A 21582-nucleotide genomic window follows, 5' to 3' on the forward strand; every position below is an offset into this window, starting at 1 on the left:
ACCTGCGGGCTTGGTGATACCATTGTTTAGATCGAGTGCCGATAAAAAGGAGGCCGCTTTTGCTAATCAAGCGCGTTGAAATCAAAGATGGATACAAACGGTTCCATCATCTCATCATCGACCTCGGGCAATCACCAAAGCGCATAATTGCACTCGTTGGTCCGAACGGCTGTGGCAAGAGCAGTGTGCTCGATGCATTGCTTTACAAGTACATAAGCCAACAGCGCATGATTGGAAGTAAAGCAAGGGCGGTAGAGTATCATTCGATGACCGGCGCAGCTTACGCAACCACCTCTTCAATTCTTGTGGATTTTGACAAAGGCGCCTTCGATAAGGTCGTTCGACAAAAGCAGGCTTTAGGCATAGAAAAACAGAACACTCTGTTTTCGTTCAGAAGCTGCTATCGCTACAATTCTCAGGTCAAGATTAGCGCGACCAAGGCTGTACCCGCGATTGGGACGAACGAATTTGGCGCATCGGTAACAGCTGACCTCGATCAGAAGATGGAGGATAATTATCGACGCCTCCTCGGAGCATTTAACAAGTACCTTAGAGAGAGCAATTCGACGTTCCTGGGCGCAGCCGCTCACATCATTGGCGAGATCAACAAATCGCTCAACCGGTGTCTCGACCTCGAAATTGATCACCTCGGCAACGTCGAGAACAATCAGGGGACATTATATTTCAAAAAGGCCGACCACCCTTCACCCATTGAATTCAACTATCTCTCTGCAGGAGAGAAGGAAGCAGTCGATATCATTGTTGATCTCTACCTTCGCAAGCCCGACTACGACGACACGATATTTCTTATCGACGAGCCTGAGTTGCACATAAACACCGCGATCCAGCGCAAGCTCTTGAAGGAAATTGATTCTCTCATCGGACCCAATTGTCAGATCTGGCTCGCCACACACAGCATCGGCTTCCTTCGCGCATTGCAGAAAGATCTGCGCGATAAGAGCCAGATAATCTATTTCCCTCCCAACAAGCGATACGCCTCGGAACGTATAGACCTTGCTCCCCTGAAACCCTCTCCCACAGTGTGGCAGACGATTTTTGCTACCGCTCTCGACGATCTCACAGAACTACTGAGCCCTCAGCGGCTCATATACTGTGAAGGTCGCGATGTACCAGGCTCAGGCGGTAAAGAGCTTGGATTGGATGCGAAAGTGTACAATTTAGTTTTTGGCGAGTCGCATGATCAAACTCTGTTTGTGTCAAGCGGCGGCAACACTGAATTGGACCAGCGTCGGTCCATTGCTCTGCGTGTCCTTTCAAAGGCATTGCCCAAGCTTGAAATCTGGGTCCTAAAAGATCGCGACTTCGGGTCTGGCAAGTCTATTTCTGAGGCAGAACGCCAAGAGTCTCTGTCAAAGGGCGACGCGTCGCTTCGAATTCTTCGCAGATGGGAAATCGAGAACTATCTATTCGATAAAGAATTGCTGATCGCTTATTGCACCAAGCATGGCAGGTCCTTCGACGAGACTGCATACGATGCGCTGATTACGAACATCGCAGACGACGACGTTAAGATGCACGCAAACGCCCTAAAGATGCTGTGTGGCGTAGACGTCAATTATGGGACTGATGCTTTCAAACTCGATCTTGCTGCCCTGACCACACCAGACACGAGCGTTTACACGGAGCTTGAAAGCTGCATTTTTGCGCGAGCTTAGACTGAGCTGAGATCTCTGAGGCTAGATTGGGTGACATGCATGGGGGCTACTATGTCTACGCGCTCAAGGATCCTACACTTAACCCAGCGCGCGCGTTTTACATTGGAAAGGGCACCGGCACCCGAGCATACGACCACCTCGTAAGGCCTGACGAAACTCCGAAGGGTCTCCGAATACGTGCGATCCTCGACAATGGATCGAATGTTCTGGTGACCATACTGGCTGAAGACCTGAGTGAGTTGCAGGCTGTACGACTAGAGGCCGAGTTAATTGCTGCATTCGGGACAGAAGCGACTGGTGGGCTACTAACCAACGCTGTAGTGCCCTCTGGCATACGCAGTCGAGTAAGAGAGACTCTAAACGTGCCAACAGGCGTCAGAGAAAAGGCGCAGATCGGCGTAGCTCTTCTGAAAGAAGCGATACTTGAACTCGCGAAGGCCAATCAGGCTGGCATCACGAATTCAGATGCCTCGAAAGCTTTGGGGCTTCAGAGCGACTATGGCGGCGGCTCTAAGGACTATCTTGCCTGGAGCGTCCTGGGCCTACTGATGAGAGAAGGAAAACTGAAACGTGACGACAGTGTCTCGAAGGGCAAACATGTCGCAACAGTCGTGTGAAATGAGATGGGACGAAGTCGAGAGGCGAACTTCGCTTTACGAACCAAGCGCACGTCTTGCGCTACCTATGCGCTACCTAAAAACGCGAGACGCCGACAGGCGATCTCGCAACGCCTTGAAAAGAATGGTCGGAGCGAGAGGATTTGAACCTCCGACCCCCAGTCCCCCAGACTGGTGCGCTAACCAGGCTGCGCTACGCTCCGATTTGGAAAATCTTGACGGCCGCCGCAACTCAAAATTGCATGGGAAGACCGTCCCGGTCTGCCGGTTGGGTACCCGGAACACATCCGCACGTCAAGGACGGATGCGGTGTCCTCCCCCGCCGCGTCGGTCGGCCGCTCATTGTTTTGCGACGCTCCTGCGGAAAGGCGGCATGCTTTAACGTCGATACTCGGGGAGGCGCTGCAGCAGGTCGATGATGGGGTAATCGACCCAGGCGTGGGTCACGAGATCGCGGTGACGGCCCCCGCCGCCGGGAACTACGGCGACGCCGCCGGACGCGAGCCGCGTGTTGATCTGACCGCTGACATCAACGTCGTGCGCAGCCAGGATGTCTTCAAGCTGGGCATTCTGATTGCGCGTCGAACTGAGATAAACGCTGACGAAAAACGCCGACGGGTCGGCTTCGATCCAATGTGCGAACTTGTCGAGGTCGCCGTACAGCGAGTCCAGCAGCACCACGCCGCGCACGCGTTTTTTCAAACCGCCCTTCTCGATGGCCGACGCGGCCGCGACGTAGCCGCCGCTATAGGCAACGACGATGATCGGCATGCTGGCAAATGTGCGCAGTGATCGGCGGTCGCCGAACATGCGCGCCAGATGCTGACCCGCTTCGCCGATAAAGCGGCCGAAAGCGCCGGGTTGCCAGAATTTCCCCGCGCTCGAATCGCGCGCATCGACGGCAAGTTGCGGCGCGACCAGAACGACGTTGGCGTTCGATGCTGTAATCTGCGCCGGGACCTTCTGGCGTGCGAGGACGTCGCGCTGCAGCGTCGCGCCGTGGCCGTGAAAGAAAACCAGCATCAGCGCCGGGCGGCGGATATCGAAGCCTTTCGGAATGTGCAGCAGCACCCGGTTGTCGTCGTACGTTTGATCTTCCCAGTACAGTCGCCCTGAATTGGTGCGATGGCCCAAGCGGCCGTTCTCGTTGACGTTGAGAAACGGCACGTTCGTGCCGGGCAGCATGCCGTGGTAGGGGAACGGGGCGGTATCGAAATGGACGAGAGCGGTCTTGTCGACTTTCGTTGGCCGGCTGCGCGACTGAACCAGCGTCTTCGACGGAACGATGGGGCGCGGCTTTCCTTGGCTGGCGTCGGCCGAAGCGAGGCCAAGCGTCCAGGCGGCGCCTGCACCGAGCGTGCGTGCGAGGAATTGCCTGCGTCCGTTATTCATTGCCGCCGGCGCGATGCCATAGCGCCCCCGCATTCGATACGGCCATCATTCGAATCGCATTTACCCTCTGACAGAATAGTGGGCGGAGCGCGCCGCAAAAACGAATGTGTCGCTCTAAAGTCCAAAATTGTTCAATTCGTGAGGCAAAAGCCGACCAATGCGGCAACCATGATTTGGCAATTGCCATAATCGTGCTCGAAAAACGTTCTGCACTCGCCTCTTAGATGTATTTTGGCAACTCGGATTTAACATGTTTTTGCGGCAGTTGTTGGAACGTTAGCGAGTCAATACTGTCCGCAAGCTGGCCTTGGTTAAGCCTCAATCATGACAACTGCCGCATCCATCAGTGCACCGTCTTCCGTAACATCCGGACTTGATGTCCGCACGGTTTCGACGGTCACCGCCACCGCGCTCGCCGTCGCCGATATGATCGGCATCGGTGTCTTTACCAGTCTCGGATTTCAGGTCGCGACCATTCCGTCAGCCTTTTCGGTGCTGATGCTCTGGGTCGTCGGCGGAATTGCTGCGCTCTGCGGTGCGCTGGCTTATGCCGAATTGGCGGCCGCATTTCCGCGTTCGGGTGGGGAATACAATTTCCTATCGCGCATTTATCATCCCGCCGTCGGGTTTCTGGCGGGCTGGATTTCGGCGACGCTCGGTTTTTCGGCGCCTATCGCGCTCGCCGCGATGGCTTTCGGCGTGTATTTCGAGGGGATCATTCCCAGTGCACCCCCGCTCCTTCTGGGGCTTGCTGTCGTTTGGGCGGTGACGCTCATCCATTTGAGCGGCATCAAGCATTCGAGCAAATTCCAAAATATCTCGACGATCATCAAAGGGACGCTGATCATCGCGTTGATCGTCGCAGGACTTGCCTATGGCGTGCCGCAGCCGATCTCGTTTGCGCCCTCAGCGGCGGACTTCAATTACATCGCCAGCGCGCCATTCGCCGTTAGCCTTGTATTCGTGATGTACGCCTACTCGGGCTGGAATGCCGCGACCTATATCGCAGGCGAAATTCGCGAGCCTGCCGTCAGCCTGCCACGCTCGATCATTGCCGCGACCGTCATCGTCATCAGCTGCTACGTCGCGCTTAATGCCGTCTTTCTGTACACCACGCCGATCTCAGCGATGGCGGGCCAGATCGACGTTGCGATGATCGCGGGCAAGCACATCTTCGGTCAGCTCGGCGGAATGATCGTCGGCGCGCTCATTTGTATCGGGCTCATTTCCTCGATCAGCGCCATGGTCTGGATCGGGCCACGCGTCACGATGGCGATGGGCAAGGATCACGCGCTATTCCGCGCCTTGGCTCTCACCAGCAAGAACGGCGTTCCGACGTATGCAATCCTGCTACAGCTCGCGATCGTCAGCGTGCTTTTGATGACGCAGAGTTTCGAAGCTGTGCTTGATACGATTCAATTCAGCCTGACGCTCTGCTCGTTCCTCGCCGTGATTGGCGTCATCATCCTGCGCTGGAAAGAACCCAATCTACCGCGGCCATATAAGACGTGGGGTTACCCTCTCACGCCGTTTATCTTTCTCGGCGTAACTGCCTTCATGATGTATCACCTCATCGTAGAGCGTCCTCTGCAGTCTCTGGCTGGTCTCGTCATTATGATGACGGGTTTAGCCGTGTATGCTTATGCGCAGCGGCGCCCGATGCTCGGTCAGGATCTCGATAGGACCCAACATGGCTAGAATGCGCGTGACCGCAGCGATCGCCTTCGCGGCGCTCGCGGTTTCGATTTTGTCGATTCCCGCACGTGCCGAACCTCGCGCAAGCCTGGACGACACCGCCAAGTTCATCGCGGGCATGCAGCCGTCCGACGGTTCGCCGCTCAAGACCTACACGAACGATGGCTTTTGGAAGCAGTACGCGGCGGGCTTCAACCAAGCTTGGGACGGTCTGGAAAAACGTCAACTGAGCAAAATCCGGATGCTCGTGTCGCGCGATTTCAAAAATCCGCAGCCGACGCTGTTCTATTTCTTCAGCGGCGCCGACTATCTCTACGCAGACGCTTTCTTTCCGTCGGCCAAGACTTACGTGATGGCAGGGTTGGAGCCGCCGGGACAAATTCCGGACCTGCGGAAATATTCGCGTGGCGAGATGGCTGGCGCGCTTCGTGAGCTTCGTGCGTCGCTTTCTTCATTGCTGAGCTACAGCTTCTTCCGCACGCGCTCCATGCGGATCGACTTTGGCAGCGCCAAGCTCAACGGCACGACGCCCGTGCTGATGACGTTCCTCGCCCGCTCCGGCAAAACGATCTACGACGCCGAGCTGTTTGATTTGGCGAGCGATGGGACGTTGCACTCCGTTGATGAGAAGATTGCGAAACCTACGGGCCGCGGCGTCAAGATCACCTTCGGAGATGCCAGCGTCGGCGCCAAGCGCACGCTCTACTATTTCAGCACCGATCTTTCGGATGGCGGCTTGAAGTCGAGCGGCTTCCTGACGTTCTGCGACACGCTCGGCAAGGGTGACAGCTTCGTCAAGAGCGCGTCCTATCTCATGCACGAGGACAACTTCTCCACCGTACGCACATACTTGCTGGAGCATAGCGTGTCGCTGCTGGAAGACGATTCCGGCATTCCAATCCGTTATTTCGCCAAGGGCTGGCAGCTTCACCCCTATGGGCGGTACGCGGGGCCGATCAGCCTCTTCGCCGGAAAGTATCAGGCGCGTCTGAATGAGGTTTTCGCGAAGGACAAGACAACTCCGATCGACTTCAGCCTTGGGTATCGTTGGCGGCCGGCGGAGTCGAATGTCCTGCTCGCCGTCAAGGACGAGACTGCGGTTGCGTTCAATGAGACGACACCGCCGGTCGTCAAGACTAGCGCGTCGGGGAATTCGAAGTGGAAGGCGGAAACGGCGGCCGACAGGCCTGCGAAGCGCCGCTATCGGTACCGGAAGCAGAAGTCGGTCGACAACTCCTTCTTTCCGATGCTCTTCGGGCCGTAAACGCGGCTGCATCCATAAGCCCAGCGAGCTGAAACCGCGGCTGATCTCGTTTAGCCGCGCAGGAACGCGTCGAGCGTCGTATGCGGGAACATTTCGACGGCGAGCGTTTCGGGAAGGCATTCGGCAGCAACGACGCCGACATGCTCCGCATCAATCGTGAGATCTCGAACCGCCACGCGCCGCGCGGTGTCCGTTTCCTTCACCTCTTCGCCGCCGACGACTCCTTCCTGCGTCAGCAAACGGCCGATGCCGATGCCCAACGCCTTAGCTGCAGCTTCGAGCCGGACCCATGCAGCAATAACATCCGCATCGTTGTTATCCGCTGAAAGCGACGGCTGAGCTGCGAGACGTCCGGCGGCCGCGACGATGCGGTGACGGCGATCGGGCGACATCTTTAGCGGCCGGGCGCGTCTTTCCAGATCGACTCCGAGGGGCAGGCTTGTCGACACCGCGATAAGCGCGGCGCTGCCGGTGTGAGAGATGCTGAAGTGCGCCACTCTTCCAGGTAGAACCGGTCGGCCGCCCGGCTCGATTTCAAACGGAATTTGCCGCAGCCCAGGGCCGACGATGCGCTCGAGCGCGATACGCGTTGCGATGCGCGATGCACGCCAAAGACGACGTGCCTCGATATTCTTCATCGCTTCCGCGCGCTCGACATCGGCGGCCGACAACCGGGGCGTCCGTTCCTCCTCGACTTCGAGGCCAGCAGCCGCGCTGTCGAGATCGACGAAGAATATCCGGATATCGGGGGGTGCTTCGCGCATCCCGGAGATCGGAGCGAGGTTGGCAGGAGATTTAGGTTCGCCCTGCACGCGATTTCTTCACATCGTCGGGTGCGGCGACCGGATTGATAGGCTGGCCGCGAAGAATAGCGCAGGCGATTTCAAGCTCGCGGATTGCGCTTTGGATCTGGCTTTTCGTAATGGCAGCAAAATCAACCGGCGCTTTCGCCGGCGGCTCGATCGCCACGACGGACGGCGCAGGCTTCGCGATCGGCTTGCGGCCGCGCTTGCGACCTGTCGCAGCGGTCGTAGGTGCTGGCTGAGGTGCCGCGACTCGATGGGCTGCGGCCTTTACCTGATCGACGCCATGCTCGCGCAGAATTTTCTGCACGCCACGAATTGTATAGCCTTCCGCATGGAGTAGCGCACGGATGCCGCGCAGCAGCTCCATATCCTCCGGCCGGTAATAACGACGACCGCCGCCACGCTTCATCGGGCGAATCTGGGGAAAGCGTCCTTCCCAGAAGCGCAGCACGTGCTTTGGTATCTGGAGCTCGTCGGCCACTTCTCCGATCGTGCGAAATGCTTCCGCCGACTTGTTCATGGCTCGCCCCCTCGCGTTCCCAACAACCCCTTGCAATTGAACGCTTAGTTTCGCGCACTTGCAACAGCGGTGTTAGCGACTCGCGTGGCCTTTGTTGATCCTATCCTTCATAATGTTGGACGGACGGAACACGAGCACACGGCGCGGCGTAATCGGTACTTCCTCGCCCGTCTTGGGATTGCGGCCGACACGCTCGCCTTTCTGACGAATGCCGAACGAGCCGAACGACGACAGTTTTACTGCGTCGCCACCCGCCAAGCTGCCGGAAATTTCCTCGAGCACCCGCTCGACGAGATCCTGGCTCTCGTTGCGCGGCAAACCGACTTTTTCCACGACGGCTTCCGCGAGATCAGCCCGCGTCAATGTCTTGCCCACCATCCCAATTCCTCCCAGCCGAACATCACTTTGAAAATGATCTCGAAACATCATTTCGGCCGGGGATGGTAGCGGCGGTTCGCCGCGGGGTCAACTGGGTACGCTGCAACAAGCGTCTGATAAAGAACGATATTCTACGCTGCAGCGCACCAAAACGGGCCCTACCAGCGGGCCAGGACGGCGCCCCAGGTAAATCCTCCGCCCATCGCTTCCATTAGGATCAGGCTGCCTTCCTTGATGCGATGAGCCTCGAAAGCGTCGTTCAGAGCGAGCGGAATGGAGGCTGCCGATGTATTGCCGTGCTTATCGAGCGTCATGACGATTTTTTCGGGCGCGACGTTCAGCTTTTTGGCGATGCCATCCAGGATGCGCTTGTTCGCCTGATGCGGGATGAAGAGATCAATTTCATCGGGCGTATAGCCGGTTTGAACGAGCGTCTCCTCGATGACGCCCGAGATCTTCTGAACGGCGTGGCGGAAAACCTCGCGGCCGTTCATGCGTAGATGACCGACGGTCTTGGTCGAGCCGGGGCCGCCATCGACATACAGCAGTTCTTCGAAACGGCCATCGGAGCGAATGAGCGTCGAGATGATGCCGCGGTCGTCGCGCATGCCACGCTGCGGCTGCGCTTCGAGCACGACCGCACCGGCGCCATCGCCGAATAGAACGCAGGTGGAGCGATCGGACCAATCGAGGATACGCGAGAACGTCTCGGCGCCGATGACGAGAGCGCGCTTGGATTGTCCGGCTTTCAGGAAATTGTCGGCGATGGTAAGCGCGTAGACAAAGCCGGAGCAGACGGCCTGCACATCGAATGCGGCGCCCTTGGTGACGCCGAGCATCGTCTGGATTTTCACCGCCGTGGCGGGGAACGTGCGGTCGGGAGTCGACGTCGCGCAGACGATGAGATCAATTTCGACAGGGTCGATCCCTGCACGGATCAACGCCTGCTTCGCAGCAGCCGCCCCGAGTTCGGATGTCAGCTCTTTTTCGTCGGCGATGTGACGTTCGACAATTCCAGAGCGCTCGCGGATCCACGCGTCGCTTGTATCGACGATTTTCGCGAGATCATCATTCGTCACTACGCGCTTAGGAAGGTGTGCGCCGACGCCGCGAATGACAGAGCGGAGAATTGCCAAATCTATGCCTTTCCGAGCAAACTTCCGGTCGTGTCGCGGGGCGCAGGAGCCGCGCTGCTGACAACCGCAGCCGAAAGCCTATGGTGAAAACCGTCAATGTCGGCCGTGAGGCGCGCGATCAGGCCGGAATCGGCCATCTCGTACGCAAGATCGACGGCGCTCGCAAATCCAAAGGCATCGGTGCCGCCGTGGCTCTTCACCGCAATACCGTTCAAGCCCAGGAACGTGCCGCCATTGACGCGGCGAGGGTCCATTTTTTCTTTCAGGACGCGGAAGCCGCCTTGCGCCAAGAAGGCGCCGATCTTGCTGACGATAGAACTCATCATCGCAGATCGGATATAGGTGCTGATCTGCTTGGCAGTTCCCTCAGCCGTCTTCAGCGCAATATTGCCGGCGAAGCCCTCGACAACGACAACGTCAACGGCGCCCTGCCCGATCTGATCGCCTTCGACGAAGCCCTTGTATTCGAGCGGCAGAACATCGACCGACTTCAAAAGCGCGTTCGCGGACTTGACGTCCTCGTTGCCCTTCATCTCTTCGGTGCCGACGTTCAGCAGGCCGACAGACGGCCGCTCGATGTGAAAGACGGCGCGCGCCATCGCGGCGCCCATCAAGGAAAAGTCCGCGAGCTGACTGGCCGTCGCGCCGATGTTGGCGCCGACGTCGAGCACGATGCATTCGGATTTCACTGTGGGCCACAGGGCCGCGATCGCCGGACGCTCGATGCCTGCGATTGGGCGCAGCACCAGCTTCGCAATCGCCATCAGCGCGCCGGTGTTGCCCGCCGACACGGCAGCGTCTGCCTCACCGGCTTTCACGGCTTCGAGCGGCAGCCACATGCTGGAGCCCTTGCCGCGCCTCAGCGCCTGACTCGGCTTTTCATCCATCGAGATGACGAGATCGGTGTGGACGACACGGCTCTTTGCGCGCAACGCCGGATGCTGCGCAAGCGCTGCGTCGATGCGCGGCTGCTGGCCATAAAGGATAAAGCTCAATGCGGGCTGGCGCTCAAGTGAGAGCGCGGCGCCGGGGACCACGACCTCAGGACCGTGATCACCGCCCATGGCATCGAGTGCGATCGTCTTTGGGCTTGCCATTCTTTGTCGATTGCCGCGAACGCCGCGTTCGGCGCACCTGCACCAGACTCAGCTTTACGGCCCTATCAGTCCCCGAAATTCGGCGAGACCATATCCTTTTGGAGCCCGCCCACAAGGCGAAATCGCACCTCGTGACAGAACCACTCACATCTGAGTACTTTACCTTGACTTTTCATTCGCATATAGCGCCATGAGGCCGTTTTACGGCTTCGTAAGCTTGGCCTGACCGGGTGCGGACCGGGGCTACCAAACGCGCGGTTCAGCGCTTATCCTTAAGCTTCGATAAGGCGGCGAACGGGTTGCTGGGGCTTTCCTGACCCGATTTCGGATCTTCCCATGAGAATTCCGCGCCTTCGCGCCGCGGATAGGGATCGAGGGATGCCGACAGCGTTTCGAAGACGATGCGCCCGACGGGAATCAACCCATGCTCCAGCAATTCGACATCGCTGCCGCTTAGAACGCTGGAATCCTCGTCACTTTCCTCGGACTTGAGGTCGGGCCAGAACTCGACGTCAAACGCCGCTTCGACCTTGCCGGCGACGGGTTCGAGCGAGACGACACACGCCTGTTCTACGCGCGCAGAGAGTGTCCCCGAAAGGCGGTACGCGCCGCCTGCAATCGAGACGATGCGATAACGCGACGACAGGCTCGCAACACCGAGGATGTCGAGGCCCTTCGCAACGTCCTGCAATTCATCAGCCGTCGCCTCTCGCGTGCGGTTCAAACCACCCGCTGGAATTTCGGTGGTTTTTTCGGTCCAATCCAAAGTGTCCGTCACGTCTCAGTCTTTCCGATCATTGAGTGCTGGCCGATCATTGAAGCGCTCGCGTCCAAGAGTTGCGCAGCTGCACCGCTTTGCACCCAGACGTCAAACGGCACCACGGCTAGCGCCGATGACGCAGCGCGAACATAGTTTGCCAGCGCGCGCTCTGCATCCTGCCGTTTTGCGGCGCCGGGCAATGCATAATGCTCAAGGTTGGCGGCCAAGCGGCCATCTTCCACGTCGGCGACGCCGCTCTGGTAAATCGTGGCGCGTTCATAAAATGCCGCGGCGGCGCGCTTAACCTTCTTTGGCACCGCAAGATCGCCGATACCCATTTCGCGCATGCAATCGTCCATGTCTTCGACGAAAATTTCGATCATGCGCTGGCTGAGGCCCGCGGCATCGGGCACGGTGCCGCGCAATCCCTCCAGGGCGAGATAAAGGTGCAGTGCGACCAGTTCGAACCGACCTTCAGGTGTGTCCGGAACGCCAATCGCACCATAAAAGTCCGGCTGTCTCGCAGCGGTCACGACGCTGCCATAAAGCTCTTTTGCTCTGCGCCCGGTTTCCGTCCGCTTGTTCAGCCATCGCAACATGTTGGGGGCAACTGTTAATAAGCTAGAGGGTTGCGGCGTGACCCAGTGAATTCTGGGGAACATGCCGTGCGGCCACGGGGGCGCGCAGTTGCTGCCTTTCGGCACTCAATCTAAACACGCGTGGCCGAAAGGGCGAGGTGATTCCCGCTAATGAAAGTACAAATGCAACAGAACGGGACCAGGCGCCAGTATCGAGCAGGAGCGCTTCTGCTGAGCCTGCTGGCTTCAGCAGCTGTTCTTTCAGGCTGCGGCGCGCCGACGATCACCAAGCACGGCATTGAATTTCGGCCGACAGATCTGCAGGCCATCCAGTCCGGCATGAGCAAGGACCAAGTGCGGAGCGCGCTCGGAACGCCAAGCACAACGGCGGTCCTGGGTGATGGCAGCGCGTTCTATTATATTTCCAGTACCGACTCTGAAAAGTCGTTCTTCTTGCCGACGGAAGAGAACCGGCAGGTAGTTGCAGTCTATTTCAACCAGGGCGCGACCGTCGACCACATCGCGAACTATGGTTTGAAAGATGGCAAGGTCTTCGACTTCATCAGCCGGACGACACCGGCGCCGGGCGGCAAGGACGAAGGCATTCTGAAAGGACTCTTCCGCAATCTCGGCAAGCAACAGCTCTTCGGCGGCGGCTGACGTTTACTTCGCTCCGTGCCGGGGGCTCGTTTCGCGCGGCAGCACCTGCTATATCGCGATGGGTGCCGCCGGGTCGCGCTTGAAAAAACGTGAGCCGGCAGCAAATGAAACGGATGGCCGGCGCGCAGGCCAAACGTCGGCCAACGCAACAAATCCAGGTATTCCATGACCGAAAAAATCCAAGCGGGCTTCATGGCCTTTCTCGTGGACGGCAAAGACGGTATCGGCGCGATCCGCGAAGTGACACCGACCTCACTCGTGCTTTATGTCGAGAACGCCGGTGAATTCGTCGTGCCGCTATCGGCGGTGAAAGACGTGCACTCGCAAAAGGTGCTCTTGAAGCCTGAGCTTCTCGACAAGCGCATTTTGGCCGCGATCGGTCATGTCCACGACAGCGAAGATCCCAAGCTCGTCGGATAAACATCTGTACAGTGTGCTGAACGCAAAAAGGCCCCGCGAACGACCGCGGGGCCTTTTCTGTCTGTAGGTCCGTCTGTGATCGTCACGCCATGTGTGCGAGCACGGCAAGCAGCAGCAGCGCAACGATGTTCGTGATCTTGATCGCCGGGTTCACAGCGGGACCGGCCGTGTCCTTGTAAGGATCGCCGACGGTGTCGCCGGTAACGGACGCCTTATGGGCCTCCGAACCCTTCATATGCTTGACGCCGTCCTTATCGACAAAGCCGTCTTCGAAGCTCTTCTTGGCGTTGTCCCATGCGCCGCCGCCCGATGTCATCGAGATTGCGACGAAGATGCCCGTGACGATCACACCGAGCAGCATCGCGCCGACCGCGGAGAAGGCAGCACCCTTGCCTGCGATGGCATTGACGACGAAGAACAGCACGATCGGCGACAGCACCGGCAGCAACGACGGCACGATCATTTCCTTGATCGCGGCACGCGTCAGCAGATCGACCGCTCGCGCATAGTCGGGCTTCGACGTACCTTTCATGATGCCTGGATCGGCCTTGAACTGGCGGCGCACCTCTTCGACGATCGATCCCGCTGCGCGGCCGACGGCCGTCATGGCGAGACCGCCGAACAGATACGGAATGAGGCCGCCGAGAAGCAGACCGGCAACGACGTAGGGATTTTCAAGGCCGAAGTTGACTTCGACGCCCTTGAAGAACTGATAGCCCGTGGCGCCTGCCTTGTTCGCTTCATCAATGAAGTGATGCAGATCGTAGTTATAGGCCGCGAAGAGCACGAGGGCGCCGAGACCAGCCGAACCGATGGCATAACCCTTGGTGACGGCTTTTGTGGTGTTGCCGACCGCGTCGAGCGCATCGGTCGAGCGACGGACTTCCTTCGGCAATCCGGCCATTTCAGCGATGCCGCCCGCGTTGTCCGTCACCGGGCCGAAGGCGTCGAGCGCGACGATCATGCCCGCGAGACCGAGCATCGTCGTCGTGGCGATGGCGGTGCCGAACAGGCCGCCGAGCTGGTAGGTAGCAATGATCGCGGCGACGATCGCAAGCGTAGGCAGGGCGCAGGCTTCAAGCGAAACCGCCAGCCCCTGGATGACGTTCGTGCCGTGGCCCGTCACCGACGCCTGGCTGATCGAGCGCACCGGGCGATAGCCGATGCCGGTATAATATTCGGTAATCCAGACGATCAGGCCTGTCAGCACCAGTCCGACGATACCGCACAGGAACAAGTTGCCGCCGGTGATGGTCTGGCCAGCTGCGGTGCCGACTTCTCCGAAACCGCCGAGAACGTATTGTGTGGCAACGTAAAGACCGAGGATCGACAGCACCGCGGAAGCGATGACGCCGCGATAGAGTGCGCCCATGATCGAGCCGTTGCTGCCGAGCTTTACGAAATACGTACCGACGATCGACGTGACGATGCAGGCGGCGCAGATCGCGAGCGGATACGTGATGAGCGCCGCAAGGTTCGGCTGGCCTGCGAAGAAGATCGCGGCGAGCACCATCGTTGCGACGACCGTCACGGCGTAGGTTTCGAACAGGTCGGCCGCCATACCGGCGCAGTCGCCGACGTTGTCGCCGACGTTATCGGCGATCGTTGCAGGGTTGCGCGGATCGTCTTCGGGAATGCCGGCTTCGACCTTGCCGACAAGATCGCCGCCGACGTCAGCGCCCTTCGTGAAGATACCGCCGCCGAGACGCGCGAAGATCGAGATGAGAGACGCACCGAAGCCGAGCGACACCAGCGCATCGACAACCTCACGGCTGCCCGCTTCCTTGCCGAGGCCGACTGTCAGCACCGTGTAGTAGACGGCGACGCCGAGCAGCGCCAAGCCCGCAACCAAAAGGCCGGTGATGGCACCGGCCTTGAAAGCGATGTCGAGGCCCTTGCCCAGCGAGATCGTCGCCGCCTGGGCTGTGCGGACATTGGCGCGAACGGAAACGTTCATGCCGATGAATCCGGCGGCGCCGGAAAGAACTGCACCAATCAGAAAGCCTACGGCCTGGAGAGGTCCGAGCAGCAGCCACGCGAGAATGAAGATGACGACGCCGACGATCGCGATCGTGCGATATTGCCGGCTGAGATAGGCCTGCGCGCCTTCACGAACGGCGGCTGCGATCTCCTGCATACGGGCGGTGCCCTGGTCGGCACTTAACACCGCATTCGCAGTGATGACAGCGTAGAGGATCGACAACGCCCCGCAGGCGATGATCGCCCAAAGTATGTTGGTCATGAGTGGTCCCTTTTGGCACGCTTCCTATGAGGCCCGTTTTGATCGGGCCCCTATCGCCGGTGCTTCCAGGTGCTGCCGAAACAGCTTTTCCGCCCCGACTCTTTATTCTGTGATTGTTGCAGTATCGGTTTTGGTCGGCGGACCATGCCAAAAGTGTCGCAGGGTTGCAACTCGTGCGAGGCGTACTCCCGTCCCAAAAAGAAGCGGCCCGGACGGGAGACCCGCGCGAGCCGCATTCGAACGTTCGCCTGTTCAGGCGCTAGCAGCAGACGCTAACGAATCAGCGGCGCCAATGACCACGGTGGCCCCAGCCGCCGCGCCATCCGCGATGGCCCCAGCGCCCGCCGCGCCAGTAGCCTCGATGACCCCAGTAGCCGCCACGCCAATGGCGATAGCGCCAGCCGGGCCCATACCAGCGGCGATAGCCATAATACGGGCCGCCGTAATAATAGCTCGGGTAGTAGCCACCGTAATAATAGGGCCAGCCGTATCCGTAGTAGCCGGGTCCCCACCAGCGACGACGCCAGCCCCAGCCGCCGCGCCAACCCCAGCCTCGGCGCCAGCCGCGATGCCACCCCCAGCCACGATGGCCCCAACCGCCACGACGCCAGCCCGTCTTGGTGACAACGCTTGAGGCCTTGTCGACATGCATGGCCGTCAAGCCGGCTGCAGCGTTGGCAGAAGCCGGAAGTGTTCCCGCAAAAAAGAGTCCGGCGAGAACGGATAAACTCATGACAAGTTTTCGCATTGGTCTCTCCATAAGGGACAGTCGCCCTCGGACGGCTATGGGATCGACCCAGGGCCGGCGAACTTCAAACGCTCGTGAGTTCGCGCACGTTTCACGAACCTCACAGACACATCGCAATTGTCTAGACCTGAGGAGGATTAAGTTCCGTTTGTTGTGAACAGCCGATGAATGTCTGATCGCATTTTCGTTGTGCGTCGCACGGTCTTTCTGCGCCTGCTGTCAGCCAACGCGAGCCGTGATAGTTAAGCTCGATATTCGCTTTAGCGACCGGAGGCGGGGCGTGACGATCGAAAACAGTCTGCGAAGTGCCGAGGGACAGCAGCTCATCTCAAATGTTGCCTCAGCTTTCGGTATCGACGAACAAAAGGCGGCCGAGGCTGTACAGCTGCTTACCGATGAGCTCAGCGCTCGGATCCAGCGCGCCATGCTGTCCCGCGGCGGGGTGGCCGATGTCGTGTCGCTGGTGACGGCTCCGGCAGCGCAGCGGGCGCTTACGCGTCCTGATGTGCTTGCCACCTCGGGCGTCGCGGCGGATGGTGATGACATCCTCGACGTGCTTATCGGTAGCAAACATGTGAGCCGAGGCATCGCCCAGCGCACGGCGCGGGTGACCGGGCTCGATCCGATAATGGTCCAGAAGTTGCTGCCGGTGGTCGCCAATTTGATGGTCGGCGAATTGCAGCGGCAATCGGGTCCGGCGATCGCCAAGGTCGCGGGAAGTCTTCCGGGATTAGGCGGTGCAGGCGGCAGCCCCTTGCCGCTACCCGGAGATATTTTCCCGCCTAGGGGGGCGAGTTCCAAATCCTCTTCCGATGATCTGCCAAGCGGACCGGCATCCGGCGCCTCACGCGGGCCGATCGATGCGGGCAATCCGCTGCCGGTACCTGGCGATACGATACCGGGCGTGGGACGTCGCAATCGCTACCCCCAACCGGGTCAGGACGATAATCCGTATAGCCGATTGCCCGATATCGTCCGGCGCGGGGGCGAGCGCGTGCCGGGCCCGGACGGCGGCTCGCTGGAGACCGTCATCCGGTCGATCCTGGGCAATCTGCTCGGCTCAAACAGCGGCGTCGTCGGGACGATGATCAAGCTGTTTCTTGTTCGCTGGATCGTCTCGCTGGTCCGCCGGTTTTTGGCGGGCGCACCCAGTCGGCGCTAACGCAGGGAGCGACCCCATACATGCAAAGGGCCGCCCTGAAGGCCGGCCCTTTGATAGTTTCGCGAAATGCAGAAGTGTTAGCGGCCCTTGCGGCACGGGCGAGCGTTGACATCGCAGCCCCAGCTCGACCCTTCACCTGAGCATTGTACGGTCTTGCTCGATGCCAACCCCCAATGCGCCCAGTCGGAACCGTATTCGAAATCGGTGAAATCGGCCCACGACTTGATCGCGGAAGCGATTGCCGCCTTTTTCGTGGCCCTGCCCGAGCTTGAACCGTAGTGGTAGTGATCAACGAAGCATGTCTTGTTGCCACGTTCGCGCTGCTGCGCGTGAATTGCGGCTAATCCCGTCTCATCCGCGAGCGCAGGAACTGCGCAGGCCACAACTGCAGCGGCGGCGAGCGCCGGCTTCACCCATCCGAACCGATTCATCTGTTCCCGTCTCCGAAGACTAATGGAGGGCTAGTTCCCCCATTCCGGCTATTTCGCAGATTCAACAGCCGTTCAGAAAGCTTTGTCGAAGGGAGAGAAAAGAAATTGGAGGAGAGAGGCAATCCGGGCACAGCTTTCTTGTCCTAACTCGCCAACGCGTTTCGCAATTTGGACAAGCTCTAATTCTGCGCCCGAGTTTGGGTGTCTTTTACTTCACGGCGACGACCGAGATTTCAACGAGCATGCGCGGGTCGATGACCTTGGCCTCGACGCAAGCGCGCGCCGGAGCGCCTTCGCCGCCGAGCCATGCGCTCCAGGCCTTGTTCATGCCGTCGCGGCTACGGATGTCGCTGAGCCAGACAGTCGCCTGCACGATCTTCGCCTTGCCGGTACCGGCAAGCGCCAGCAGGCGGTCAATTTCGGCCAGAACTTCGGCGGTTTGGCCTTCGACGTCCTTGGACAGGTCGGTCGGGATGACGCCAGCGGTAAAGACAAAGCCGTTGGCCTCCGTGACCTTCGAATAGACGGGGGAGGTTTCGTAGCGGGTAACGGTCACTTGAGGTCTCCTGTATGCGGATGGATTGCCGGCGCCTCATAGCAGGCGCCCGCTCCGGCCAGAAGCCTCAAAGCAGCGGTGGGTCTTCGTGCCGCTCGCCGTCGATGACGAGACCTTTGAGTGCCGCGGTGCCGTCGGTGCCGACTGAGACGATTGCCTCGATTTTGTGGTCTCGGACCTTCTTTTCCAGATCGATGCCCGTACCTTCGGGCACGAAGTACTGCTCGATCCCGTAACGGACGCTGGCGTTGGTCTCGGCGGGGTTTTGCGTCGTCCAGGCCGATTGCACCGTGCCCTTGAGCACCACGTCTCCCGCCGTCACTTTCGAGGGATAGACGCTGCCGACGTGGGTTACGAGCCATCCGCCCTCCGGCTTTGGCGACAGCGTCACGAAGGCGTCGCCACCCGTCACGAAGCCCGCAAACTCGGGATCGCTTGCGGTGCTTGACGTCTTGATCCGGCTGATATCGTAGCCGAGCGTCACGTAATCGCCGCGGAAGATATCGCGGGGGTCGAGCGGCTGAACCGCCAAGGTCACCTCGCGGCCCGACTTCAAAAGCCGGTCGCGCTCGTGGATCATGTTGAAGAGCGCCGCCGATTGAAGAAGTGCGACGCCGCCGAGAAGCGGCCACATCCATTTGCCGGTGGCGATCATGCTGGCAGGCCTCCGGTCGTGCTTCTGCGGGCCAAGCGGAGTGCTGCATACGCAAGCGCCGCGACGATCAGGGCCGCAATCAAGAAGAAGAGCGAGGTGCCGAGGATTGAGCCCACTGTCTGGCCGTAGAGCGCCAGAATTTCAATTGAGAACGCGATGTATCCGAGCCAAAGCGCACCGCGATTGCCCGTCGATAGCGCATGCGAAATGGCGGCGATCAGCAGCACGAGCGTGATAATCGCGAGCACGATAAGCCGCCCGACCGATGGACTTTCAAAAAATTGCAGTGCGAACAGCCCGGCGAAGGTGATGGCAATCGCATAGACGAATAAGGGCGCTGCGATGTGTCCGAGATCGGGCCTGCTCTTTTCGAGGCCGACGAAACCTAGCGCTGCCAGCACGCCGATGATGGCGACGAGATCGTGCGAATGCCCGTGTCCGATCAGGTAGCCGAGCGACACGATGAAGACCGTCAGCGTCAGAGCAGACAGATGTAGCCCCGGCCACCAGCGCTGCCAAACGAACGCCATCGTCACCAAGCCCCAGCCGATCAAAAACGGCCAGTGCACGTCGCCGCTTGCCGTAACATGCATCGACGACCAGACGCAGACGAGGATCATCGTCAGGGCCAGCGTCGGATTGGAGCGCAGCGCGACGCCCGATACGAGCGTTCCGATCCACCACAGCAGAAGGCCATCCAACGGGTCGCCGGCGATGTGGTACATCTGGCTGACAAGCATGATGCTGGCGCCAAACATACCGGCGGAAAACAGAACGAGCGCGTCTGCCAGGTAGGGTTGTCCGCGCCTGCTGAACCAACCGGCGAGGCCATAGCCCGCCCAGATCGACGCCAGCAGCAGCGCGAGGCGCGCCAGGCGGGGAACGTCCTCCCAGTGAGCCGCCACAAACGACAGCGCCGCAAAGCCGAACAGGACGCTCGCCAGAATTCCAAGCGCCGACGCCAGATTGAAGGCGTGCGCATCGTTCTCGACATCCGCAGCGATCGCCGCGCGCCCTTCGGTGCTCAGCCAGCCGTTCGACTGCCAACGATCAAGATCGCGGAGAAGGCGTCTTTTGTAAGGGGACCACATTTCGTCTCTTCACCGGAGCGACATATGTTTTAGCTATGAGATTGAAGAGCACGCCGACAATCCGTTGACCAGAGTGCGGCAGTCTCGTGGTTGCCGGTCGTTGCGTGACGCTCGCTGCAATTATCCGCAATTTCGCTCTTATTTTCAAATTTGTCACAGGATGGGGAGTTGTGCAGGCCTTGACGGGGCCACACTTCTCGACCACTCTAGTTGCAAATGATTGTCATTTGCGACAATGGCAGGATGGATCGTGGACGCCCGCGCAGAACCGACATCGACAGCATCCGAACGTCCCGATCAGGGAACATGGCGCAGTCCGGCTAAAGATCCATCCTTATCCGATGTTTTTCGCACTGTCCGTGTTTCGGACCACAACACCAGCTGGCGGCGCCTCGCGGCGTTTTTTGGCCCCGGCTACATGGTCGCCGTCGGGTACATGGATCCGGGCAATTGGGCGACTTCGATCGCGGGCGGCTCGAAATTCGGCTATGCCCTGCTTTTCGTTGCGCTGCTTTCGAACATCATGGCGATTGTTTTGCAGTCGTTGTGCGCGCGCCTTGCAATCGGCTCGGGGCGCGATCTCGCGCAGGCCTGCCGCGATGGCTATCCGCAGTGGGCGGCTTATCCGCTATGGCTGTTCGCAGAAATCGCCATTATCGCAACCGACGTAGCGGAAGTCATTGGTACAGCCATCGGCCTCAACCTGCTGTTCGGCATACCGCTCGAAATCGGCGTGCTGCTGACGGCGCTCGACGTTTTCGTCGTACTGTTGTTGCAGCGGCTCGGCTTTCGCTATCTCGAAGCCTTCATCATCACGATGCTGGGCGTTATCGCCATCTGCTTTGCGGTGCAGATCGCCATGGCCGATCCCGAATGGGGCGCCGTGATCCGCGGCTTTGCGCCGACGACGGAAATTTTGAAAAACCCCGAGATGCTCTATCTCGCGCTCGGCATCATCGGTGCAACGGTGATGCCGCATAATCTCTATCTGCATTCCGCGATCGTTCAGACGCGCGACTACGGCACGACGTCGGAGCAGAAGCATGAAGCCCTCAAGTTTGCGACGATCGACTCGACGCTGGCACTGTGTCTCGCGCTGCTCATCAATGCCTCGATCCTGATCCTCGCGGCCGCGGCGTTCTATACGGCCGGCAAGACGAATGTGGTCGAACTCAGCGAAGCGCAATCACTGCTGCATCCCCTCCTCGGCTCGGCCATCGCGCCGACGCTGTTTGGCATCGCGCTGCTCTGCTGCGGTTTGAATTCCACCGTCACGGCAACGCTTGCCGGACAGACGGTAATGGAAGGCTTTCTGCACATCAGGCTGGCGCCCTGGGTGCGCCGGTTGATTACACGATCCGTTGCACTGCTTCCGGCCGCGGGCGTGACGCTGCTCTATGGAGAAGCGGAGACGGGTAAACTGCTAATCCTGACACAGGTCGTCCTAAGCCTGCAGCTGCCGTTTGCCGTGATCCCGCTCGTGCAATTCACGGCGAGCCGCGGCAAGCTCGGCAACCTCGTTGCGCCGCGCTGGCTGACGGCCGTTGCCGTCGTGATTGCGGCCACCATCGTCATTCTTAACGCGAAGCTGGTTTACGACTATTTCGTGGGCTAATTGCGCGTGATTTGCCTTGCGCCGCGGCCACGCGTAAGAAGGCGCGTCAGGCTGACGATGCCGGGCTACCCTGCCCCCTCGGC

The 21582-nt window shown here is 59.6% G+C and carries 22 protein-coding genes and 1 tRNA gene; 8 read left to right on the top strand and 15 right to left on the bottom strand.

Annotation, left to right across the window (positions count from 1 at the left end; all coding sequences use genetic code 11):
* Nucleotides 1–59 precede the first annotated feature (59 nt).
* On the top strand, nt 60–1676 hold the full coding sequence (locus HYP802_RS0115325) for an AAA family ATPase (RefSeq protein ID WP_024276083.1): 1617 nt from the start codon (nt 60–62) through the stop codon (nt 1674–1676).
* 362 nt (nt 1677–2038) lie between these two features.
* Nucleotides 2039–2293: a hypothetical protein gene (locus HYP802_RS24015; protein ID WP_245261502.1), complete on the top strand. Its 255-nt coding sequence runs from the start codon at nt 2039–2041 to the stop codon at nt 2291–2293.
* A gap of 125 nt (nt 2294–2418) precedes the next feature.
* Here the strand turns inward: HYP802_RS24015 and HYP802_RS0115335 are convergent.
* Nucleotides 2419–2496 (bottom strand) — tRNA-Pro (locus tag HYP802_RS0115335).
* 175 nt (nt 2497–2671) lie between these two features.
* A complete protein-coding gene (locus HYP802_RS0115340; protein ID WP_013948267.1) occupies nt 2672–3718 on the bottom strand; it encodes a hypothetical protein in 1047 nt (348 codons plus the stop codon).
* 291 nt (nt 3719–4009) lie between these two features.
* On the opposite strand from HYP802_RS0115340, the gene HYP802_RS0115345 reads away from it, so the two are divergent.
* A complete protein-coding gene (locus tag HYP802_RS0115345) occupies nt 4010–5383 on the top strand; it encodes an amino acid permease (protein ID WP_013948268.1) in 1374 nt (457 codons plus the stop codon).
* The gene (locus tag HYP802_RS0115350; RefSeq protein WP_013948269.1) at nt 5376–6644 is read left to right on the top strand and encodes a hypothetical protein; all 1269 of its coding nucleotides are present in this window, start codon (nt 5376–5378) and stop codon (nt 6642–6644) included. The genes HYP802_RS0115345 and HYP802_RS0115350 overlap by 8 nt, the downstream gene beginning before the upstream one ends.
* Nucleotides 6645–6694: 50 nt before the next feature.
* On the opposite strand, the gene HYP802_RS0115355 is transcribed toward HYP802_RS0115350, so the two are convergent.
* The 7 genes from HYP802_RS0115355 to HYP802_RS22440 all read right to left on the bottom strand — a co-directional run bounded on the left by HYP802_RS0115355 (nt 6695) and on the right by HYP802_RS22440 (nt 11874).
* The gene (locus HYP802_RS0115355) at nt 6695–7408 is read right to left on the bottom strand and encodes a hypothetical protein (RefSeq protein ID WP_013948270.1); all 714 of its coding nucleotides are present in this window, start codon (nt 7406–7408) and stop codon (nt 6695–6697) included.
* 31 nt (nt 7409–7439) lie between these two features.
* Nucleotides 7440–7970, bottom strand: a complete 531-nt coding sequence (locus HYP802_RS0115360) for a MerR family transcriptional regulator (RefSeq protein WP_013948271.1) — start codon at nt 7968–7970, stop codon at nt 7440–7442.
* Nucleotides 7971–8042: 72 nt separating this feature from the next.
* Complete coding sequence (locus HYP802_RS0115365; RefSeq protein ID WP_013948272.1) at nt 8043–8348, bottom strand: integration host factor subunit alpha; 306 nt, start codon at nt 8346–8348, stop codon at nt 8043–8045.
* Nucleotides 8349–8506: 158 nt separating this feature from the next.
* Complete coding sequence (locus HYP802_RS0115370) at nt 8507–9484, bottom strand: beta-ketoacyl-ACP synthase III (protein WP_013948273.1); 978 nt, start codon at nt 9482–9484, stop codon at nt 8507–8509.
* A gap of 2 nt (nt 9485–9486) precedes the next feature.
* On the bottom strand, nt 9487–10581 hold the full coding sequence (gene plsX, locus HYP802_RS0115375) for a phosphate acyltransferase PlsX (RefSeq protein WP_013948274.1): 1095 nt from the start codon (nt 10579–10581) through the stop codon (nt 9487–9489).
* 259 nt (nt 10582–10840) lie between these two features.
* Nucleotides 10841–11359, bottom strand: coding sequence for a DUF177 domain-containing protein (locus HYP802_RS0115380; protein ID WP_013948275.1), 519 nt, complete (start codon nt 11357–11359; stop codon nt 10841–10843).
* Entirely contained in the window at nt 11356–11874 is a 519-nt protein-coding gene (locus HYP802_RS22440; RefSeq protein WP_245261503.1) for a ubiquinol-cytochrome C chaperone family protein, read from the bottom strand. Before HYP802_RS22440 ends, HYP802_RS0115380 begins: the two co-directional genes overlap by 4 nt.
* 228 nt (nt 11875–12102) lie before the next feature.
* Between HYP802_RS22440 and bamE the strand changes: the two genes are divergently transcribed.
* Together bamE and HYP802_RS0115395 are read left to right on the top strand one after the other, a co-directional pair.
* Nucleotides 12103–12579 (top strand): outer membrane protein assembly factor BamE, encoded by a 477-nt coding sequence (bamE, locus tag HYP802_RS0115390; RefSeq protein ID WP_050976786.1) that lies wholly within the window; start codon nt 12103–12105, stop codon nt 12577–12579.
* 165 nt (nt 12580–12744) lie between these two features.
* Nucleotides 12745–12999, top strand: a complete 255-nt coding sequence (locus tag HYP802_RS0115395) for a hypothetical protein (RefSeq protein WP_013948278.1) — start codon at nt 12745–12747, stop codon at nt 12997–12999.
* A gap of 82 nt (nt 13000–13081) precedes the next feature.
* Here the strand turns inward: HYP802_RS0115395 and HYP802_RS0115400 are convergent, their stop codons facing one another.
* A complete protein-coding gene (locus HYP802_RS0115400; RefSeq protein ID WP_013948279.1) occupies nt 13082–15241 on the bottom strand; it encodes a sodium-translocating pyrophosphatase in 2160 nt (719 codons plus the stop codon).
* Between the two features lie 280 nt (nt 15242–15521).
* The gene (locus HYP802_RS22445; RefSeq protein ID WP_035575835.1) at nt 15522–15989 is read right to left on the bottom strand and encodes a hypothetical protein; all 468 of its coding nucleotides are present in this window, start codon (nt 15987–15989) and stop codon (nt 15522–15524) included.
* Between the two features lie 280 nt (nt 15990–16269).
* Here HYP802_RS22445 and HYP802_RS0115410 point away from each other — a divergent pair, with 280 nt between their 5' ends.
* Nucleotides 16270–17151 (top strand): DUF937 domain-containing protein, encoded by an 882-nt coding sequence (locus tag HYP802_RS0115410; RefSeq protein ID WP_024276088.1) that lies wholly within the window; start codon nt 16270–16272, stop codon nt 17149–17151.
* Nucleotides 17152–17228: 77 nt separating this feature from the next.
* On the opposite strand, the gene HYP802_RS0115415 is transcribed toward HYP802_RS0115410, so the two are convergent.
* From HYP802_RS0115415 to HYP802_RS0115430, 4 genes are all read right to left on the bottom strand, one after another.
* A complete protein-coding gene (locus HYP802_RS0115415; protein ID WP_024276089.1) occupies nt 17229–17582 on the bottom strand; it encodes a hypothetical protein in 354 nt (117 codons plus the stop codon).
* Nucleotides 17583–17790: 208 nt separating this feature from the next.
* Complete coding sequence (locus HYP802_RS0115420; RefSeq protein ID WP_024276090.1) at nt 17791–18138, bottom strand: RidA family protein; 348 nt, start codon at nt 18136–18138, stop codon at nt 17791–17793.
* Between the two features lie 67 nt (nt 18139–18205).
* Entirely contained in the window at nt 18206–18793 is a 588-nt protein-coding gene (locus HYP802_RS0115425; protein WP_024276091.1) for a GDYXXLXY domain-containing protein, read from the bottom strand.
* Complete coding sequence (locus HYP802_RS0115430) at nt 18790–19884, bottom strand: DUF2157 domain-containing protein (protein WP_024276092.1); 1095 nt, start codon at nt 19882–19884, stop codon at nt 18790–18792. Before HYP802_RS0115430 ends, HYP802_RS0115425 begins: the two co-directional genes overlap by 4 nt.
* A gap of 250 nt (nt 19885–20134) precedes the next feature.
* Here HYP802_RS0115430 and HYP802_RS0115435 point away from each other — a divergent pair, with 250 nt between their 5' ends.
* Entirely contained in the window at nt 20135–21499 is a 1365-nt protein-coding gene (locus HYP802_RS0115435; protein WP_024276093.1) for an Nramp family divalent metal transporter, read from the top strand.
* The last annotated feature ends 83 nt before the right edge of the window (nt 21500–21582 follow it).

Source organism: Hyphomicrobium sp. 802 (assembly GCF_000526135.1).
GTDB lineage: Bacteria > Pseudomonadota > Alphaproteobacteria > Rhizobiales > Hyphomicrobiaceae > Hyphomicrobium_B.